The sequence below is a fragment of the Streptomyces sp. URMC 129 genome (genome assembly GCF_051386415.1).
Taxonomy (GTDB): domain Bacteria; phylum Actinomycetota; class Actinomycetes; order Streptomycetales; family Streptomycetaceae; genus Streptomyces.
In genome coordinates this window covers 1-5,638 of sequence record NZ_JBPQTQ010000211.1, presented here as the reverse complement: position 1 = coordinate 5,638, position 5,638 = coordinate 1, and the positions used below count along the sequence as shown (strand labels likewise).

5 protein-coding genes are annotated in these 5,638 nt (G+C 76.0%); 1 reads left to right on the top strand and 4 read right to left on the bottom strand.

Annotated elements, in window-relative coordinates:
- Positions 1 to 100: 100 nt before the first annotated feature.
- The 4 genes from ACSNOC_RS26785 to ACSNOC_RS26770 form a co-directional block, all read right to left on the bottom strand.
- Entirely contained in the window at positions 101 to 1,042 is a 942-nt protein-coding gene (locus tag ACSNOC_RS26785; RefSeq protein WP_436750157.1) for an ROK family glucokinase, read from the bottom strand.
- Between the two features lie 85 nt (positions 1,043 to 1,127).
- Complete coding sequence (locus ACSNOC_RS26780) at positions 1,128 to 1,604, bottom strand: DUF5304 family protein (RefSeq protein ID WP_436750156.1); 477 nt, start codon at positions 1,602 to 1,604, stop codon at positions 1,128 to 1,130.
- Positions 1,605 to 1,669: 65 nt separating this feature from the next.
- On the bottom strand, positions 1,670 to 2,929 hold the full coding sequence (locus ACSNOC_RS26775) for an ArsA family ATPase (protein WP_436750155.1): 1,260 nt from the start codon (positions 2,927 to 2,929) through the stop codon (positions 1,670 to 1,672).
- Positions 2,926 to 3,378 carry an SRPBCC family protein gene (locus ACSNOC_RS26770; RefSeq protein WP_436750154.1) on the bottom strand — a complete coding sequence of 151 codons (453 nt, stop codon included), beginning with the start codon at positions 3,376 to 3,378 and terminating at the stop codon, positions 2,926 to 2,928. The genes ACSNOC_RS26775 and ACSNOC_RS26770 overlap by 4 nt, the downstream gene beginning before the upstream one ends.
- A 135-nt stretch (positions 3,379 to 3,513) precedes the next feature.
- On the opposite strand from ACSNOC_RS26770, the gene ACSNOC_RS26765 reads away from it, so the two are divergent.
- Positions 3,514 to 5,316 (top strand): AMP-dependent synthetase/ligase, encoded by a 1,803-nt coding sequence (locus tag ACSNOC_RS26765; protein WP_436750153.1) that lies wholly within the window; start codon positions 3,514 to 3,516, stop codon positions 5,314 to 5,316.
- Positions 5,317 to 5,638: the final 322 nt, after the last annotated feature.

Genomic DNA, 5,638 nt, shown 5'->3' with positions numbered 1-5,638 from the left:
CCCCCCCCCCCCCCCCCCCCCCCCCCCCCCCCCCCCACGTCGTCCCGCAGGGAGCGGACGTTGTAGCTCACCAGCCGGATCTCGTCGGCCACGGGCCCCGTCAGCCCTGGCGGGCCAGGTCCGCCGCGCCCACCAGGCCCGCACGGCCGCCGAGTTGGGCGGCGAGGACCTGCGCGTGCGGCCGGTATCTGCTGCCGACGAGCCAGCGCCGGAACGACTTGCGGATCGGGTCGAGCACCAGCTCTCCCTCGTCGGAGACGCCGCCGCCGACGATGAACGCGGACGGGTCGAACAGCGAGGCCAGGTCGGCCAGTCCGGCCCCGGCCCAGCGGGCCAGCTCGCGGAAGGAGTCGACGGCGACCTTGTCGCCCTGCCGCGCGGCGGCGCTGACGTGCCGGCCCTCGATGCCCTCGGGGGTGCCGTCGCCCAGTCCCAGCAGGATCGCGGCCGACTCGGGGGTCGCGCTGGCGCGCTGTCTGGCGTAGCGGACCAGGGCGCGGCCCGAGGCGTACTGCTCCCAGCAGCCCTGGCTGCCGCAGCCGCACAGCAGGCCGTCCGGCACCACCCGGATGTGGCCGAACTCCCCGGCCACGCCGAACCGCCCGCGGTGCAGCTTGCCGCCGATGATGATCCCGCCGCCCAGGCCGGTGCCGAGGGTCACGCAGACGACGTCGTCGTGACCGGCGCCCGCGCCGAAGCGGTACTCGCCCCAGGCCGCGGCGTTCGCGTCGTTCTCCACGACGACGGACATGCCGACCCGCTGCTCGATCTTGTCCTTGAGGGTCTCGTGGCGCCACTGGATGTTGGGCGCGAACAGGACCGTGGCCCGCTTGTCGTCCACGTAACCGGCGGCCCCGATGCCCACGGCCTCGGCGGAGACGCCCCTGCCGACGGTGCTGATCGCGGCGGCGATGGCCTCCACGACGCCCTCGGGGGTCGGCGGGGTCGGTACCTGGGAGGTGTCGAGAATCGTGCCGTCCTCGTCGACCACCCCGGCCGCGATCTTCGTCCCGCCGATATCGACACCGATGGTCAGTCCCATATGTCCCTCAACTGAAGTCAGTGGATCCCCGCCTGGCGACCACCGTACCGGAGGGTGAACGGGGCTTCGCCGGATCGGACGAGGATCAGTCGAGGTCGATACGGTGCGAGCCCGCGGCGTCCCCGGGTTCTCCCCCATCGTCCCGGTCGGCCCCGCGCGGCGGCTCCCCGGACGCCGGGCGCGACCAGCGCTCCTCGTGCCCGAGCACGGCGGCCCGGTAGGCGGCGAGCAGCTCCTGCCCGGCGTTGGCGAGGTGCTGGAACGTGTCCGCGTTCCGCTCGATCACCGGGTCCAGCGCCGCCCGCGCCCGGTCGGCCAGCGGCCCGGCGGCCATGCCGATGCCCGGGCCGAGGGCCCGGCCGAGCCGCCCGATCCTCTCGGTCACGGCGTCGGCGAGCGCCCGCAGCTCCGCCGCGGCGTCGCCGGGCGGCGCCCCGTACCGCTCGCGCCTGCGGGCGCGCTCGGCGGTGAGGTCCTCCTCGCACGCCGTGGCCCAGGCATCGGGGTCCGGCGGCGGAGGGGTGGGGCCGGGCTGTCCCGGCCGATCGGTGGTGTCGCTCATCGCGGCCTCCTGGGACTCGACCGTCACGGCCGACGGTACCCGAACGGGCGCTTGCCGTTGAGTGCTCACCCGGGGTCCGGCCCGGTCGCCCGCCCGGCCGCCCGCCCGGGCCCTTGTTCGGGCGCCCGCTCGGGCCAGCGGGCGGGGTCGGGAGCGAAGCGCACGGCCAGGCCGCCGGGCTCCTCGAACGCCGCGCCCGCCACCGCGCACCGGCGCAGCGCGGCGGGCAGCGGCAGGATCCGGCGGAACGGCCCGGCGTCCACGATCAGTTCGTCGCCCCGCCGGACCACGCCGAGGTCCGCGCGCGTCGCGCCCGGCAGCGGCAGGCGCCAGACCAGGACGCCGTCGGCGGCCAGCCGGTCCTCGACCCCGGGCCCGGTCCGCGCCGCCCGGCCGGGCTCGCCGGGCGGCGGCACCGACAGCTCGGCCAGGTCCGCCGGGCTCTCCGGATCCCGGCCCAGGTGCGGCACCAGATACGGCGAGGTCAGGCCGGTCGCGGCGGTCACCGTGTCCAGCGCGGCCCACTGCCGGTCGGCGAGCGACGCCAGCCACCGGTCGGTGGACCGCACCGGCAGCAGCCGGTTGGCGACCAGCGACTCCACGGCCAGGCCGTGCAGCGCCAGCCCGGCGCGGGCCGCCCGCACCGCGCCGGCGGAACGGTCACCCGGATCGAGGACGAGGCGGACGGCGGCGCCCGGCCCCTCGATCAGCTCCTGCGCGGAAGCCAGGCCCGCGTCCCAGCGGTCCGCCGACGCGTACAGACCCTCCGCGGGCAGCGGCACCCCGGCCAGCTGCGCCAGCAACGGGCGCAGCGCGCGGGCGGCCTGGCGCTCGGGCGGCAGCAGGCGGCGCAGGTAGCGGCGCGCCTGGCCGGGCAGCGCCAGCAGCCTCACCGCCTCGGCGGCGGGCGGCAGATCGACCACGATCAGCCGCCAGCGGCCGGTGGCGTGGGCCGCGACCAGGGCCGTCAGCAGGGCGGGGGCCGCCGAGCCGGGCAGTTCGGTCAGCTCGTCGTCGTCCAGGGTGGCCGCGCCCAGCGCGTCCAGGGTGGGCCGGGCGTACCGCTGGGCGGCGAGAACGGCCGCGCGGAACCGGGCGGCCGGGTCGGTCGCTGCCACGTGCAGCCCGGGGGCGGCCTCGGCGGGCTCGTCCGGCCAGGCGGGCGGCGGCGCCCCGAACAGCCCGGCCGGCCCGGCGGGCTCGCGGCTCAGCAGCAGCGTGGCCTGCCCGGCGCGGGCGGCGGCCAGCGCGGTGGCCGCCGCCACCGTGGTGATGCCGTCACCGCCGGGGCCGGTGACGAACAGCGTGCGGGGCCCGGCGGTCATGGCCGTCCGGGGATGCTCTCCACCCGCTTCTTCAGCCCGTCGAGCGCACGGTCGATGATGACCTTCTCGGCCTTGCGCTTGATGGTGCCCAGCATGGGGATCTTGACGTCCACGGTGAGCTGGTAGGTGACCTCGGTGCGCTTGCCGTCGTCGACGGGCGCCAGGCGGTAGGAGCCGTCGAGGGCACGCAGCATCCGGGACCTGACCAGCGACCAGCTCACCTCCTCGCCGCTCTTCCAGGTGTAGGCGAGGGTGTGCTCGTCCTTGATGGCGCCGGCGTCCAGCAGCAGCCGCACCTGCTCGGCCCGGCCGCGCGCGTCGGTCGCGAGCACCTCGGCCTCCTTGACCTCCCCGGTCCACTCCGGGTAGCGGCCGAAGTCGGCGATCACCGCCATGACATCGGCCGGCGTGGCTTCGATGGTGATACTGGACCTGGTGTGTTCCGCCATCGCCGTGGCTCCTCGCGCGTCTTTCCCGGTGCCGTCCGTGGGAAGGCTACCGCGCTCGGCGTGCCGGACCGGCACGGGAACGGCGAGTACGCTGCCGGAAGGGGCCGGGAACGCCACAGGTGAGGAGCAGCGGCAGTGCAGGAGTTCAGCCTTCCGGCCCGGTACGAGGTGCCGCCCGACGCGAGTCTCGCCGGTCTGCTCGACACCAACGCGGAGCGGCACCCGGACGCCGCGGTGATCGGCCGCAGGCGCGGCGAGGTCTGGGAGGACGTGACGGCGACCGCGTTCCGCGCCGAGGTGCGGGCGGTCGCCAAGGGGCTGATCGCGCAGGGCGTGCGGCCCGGCGAGCGGGTCGGGCTGATGTCCCGTACGCGGTACGAGTGGACGCTGCTGGACTTCGCGATCTGGGCCGCCGGGGCGGTCACCGTCCCGGTGTACGAGACGAGTTCGCCCGAGCAGGTCGGCTGGAACCTGCGGGACTCCGGCGCGGTCGGCGTCGTCGTGGAGACCGGGGCGCACGCGGCGGCGGTCGCGTCGATGCGCGGGACGCTGCCGCGGCTCACCCGCGTGTGGTGTCTGTCCGCGCCCGGCGAGGAGGGCGCGGTCGCGCTGCTCAAGGCGGCCGGCGCGGACGTTCCGGACGAGGAGCTGGACGCGGCGACCGCGGGCCTGACCGCCGACTCCCCCGCCACCATCATCTACACCTCGGGCACCACCGGGCGGCCCAAGGGGTGCGTGCTCAGCCACCGGGCGTTCCTCGCGGAGTGCGGCAACATCATCGCGGCGCTGGGGCCGTTGTTCCGCGCGGGCGAGGCGTCGGTGCTGCTGTTCCTGCCGCTGGCCCACGTCTTCGGGCGGGTCGTCGGGGTCGCCACGCAGATGGCCCCGATCAGGCTCGGCCACGTGCCGGACGTCCGGACGCTGACCGACGACCTGGCGTCGTTCCGCCCGACGATCGTGCTGGGGGTGCCCCGGGTCTTCGAGAAGGTGTACAACGCGGCGCGGGCGAAGGCCCAGGAGGGCGGCCGGGGCGGCGTCTTCGACCGGGCCGCCGACACGGCGACCGCGTACAGCCGGGCGCTGGACACGCCCCGGGGTCCGTCCCCGCTGCTGCGGCTGCGGCACCGGGTGTTCGACCGGCTGGTGTACCGGAAGCTGCGGGCGGCGCTGGGCGGCCGTGCCACGCACGCGATCTCCGGCGGCGCGCCGCTGGGCGAACGGCTCGGCCACTTCTACCGGGGCATCGGCCTCACGGTGCTGGAGGGGTACGGCCTGACGGAGTCGTGCGCGGCGACCACGTTCAACCCCTGGGACGCGCCGCGCATCGGCACGGTGGGCCTGCCGCTGCCGGGCTCGTCGGTGCGGATCGCGGAGGACGGCGAGGTGCTGGTGCGCGGCGAGCACCTGTTCAGCGGGTACTGGAACGACGAGGAGGCCACCGGGCGTTCGCTGGTGGGCGGCTGGTACCGCACGGGCGACGTGGGCTCCCTGGACGCGGACGGCTATCTGACCATCACCGGGCGGAAGAAGGAGATCCTGGTGACGGCGGGCGGCAAGAACGTGGCGCCGGCGGTGATCGAGGACCGCGTCCGGGCGCACGCGCTGGTGGCCGAGTGCATGGTGGTCGGCGACGGCCGCCCGTTCGTGGGCGCGCTGATCACGCTGGACGACGAGTTCCTCCCCCGCTGGGCGGCCGACCACGGCCTGTCCGGCCTCTCCCGCGAGGAGTTGCTCACCCACCCCCTGCTGCGGGCGGCGATCCAGGAGGCGGTGGACGCGGGCAACGCGGCGGTCTCCCGCGCCGAATCGGTCCGCGCGTTCCGCATCCTCCCCGGCCACTTCACGGAGGAGTCGGGCCACCTGACGCCGTCGATGAAGCTGAAGCGGCACGTGGTGGCGAAGGACTTCGCGACGGAGATCGACGAACTGTACCGCTGAGCAAGGGTTTTCCCAGGCCCGCCCACCCCTCCGGGGAACGAAGGGCGGCGGACGGGCGGGCCGGGCCCGAGTCCCCCGCCCAGGCAAGGCATCGCCGACGGACGCCGATCGCCCGGCCAACGGGCCGACGGACGGGCGCAGGCCCGGTCCAATGGCATCGCCCCGCTCACCGCCCCCCCGCACGGCGGCCGTTTCTCCCCTCACCAGGGCACGGACACGGACTCCGGACCGATCTCGCCCCAGTCCGCCGCACGGGCGGCGACACATGGCCACGCCCGGCAACCAGCGGCCCCCGCCCTCCCGGAGAAAGGGCGGGCGGGTG

What these genes read in the sequence shown, in the direction of transcription:
- ACSNOC_RS26785 (WP_436750157.1), bottom strand. Translation starts at nt 1,042, where the DNA reads ATGGGACTGACCATCGGTGTCGATATCGGCGGGACGAAGATCGCGGCC.
- ACSNOC_RS26780 (WP_436750156.1), bottom strand. Translation starts at nt 1,604, where the DNA reads ATGAGCGACACCACCGATCGGCCGGGACAGCCCGGCCCCACCCCTCCG.
- ACSNOC_RS26775 (WP_436750155.1), bottom strand. Translation starts at nt 2,929, where the DNA reads ATGACCGCCGGGCCCCGCACGCTGTTCGTCACCGGCCCCGGCGGTGAC.
- ACSNOC_RS26770 (WP_436750154.1), bottom strand. Translation starts at nt 3,378, where the DNA reads ATGGCGGAACACACCAGGTCCAGTATCACCATCGAAGCCACGCCGGCC.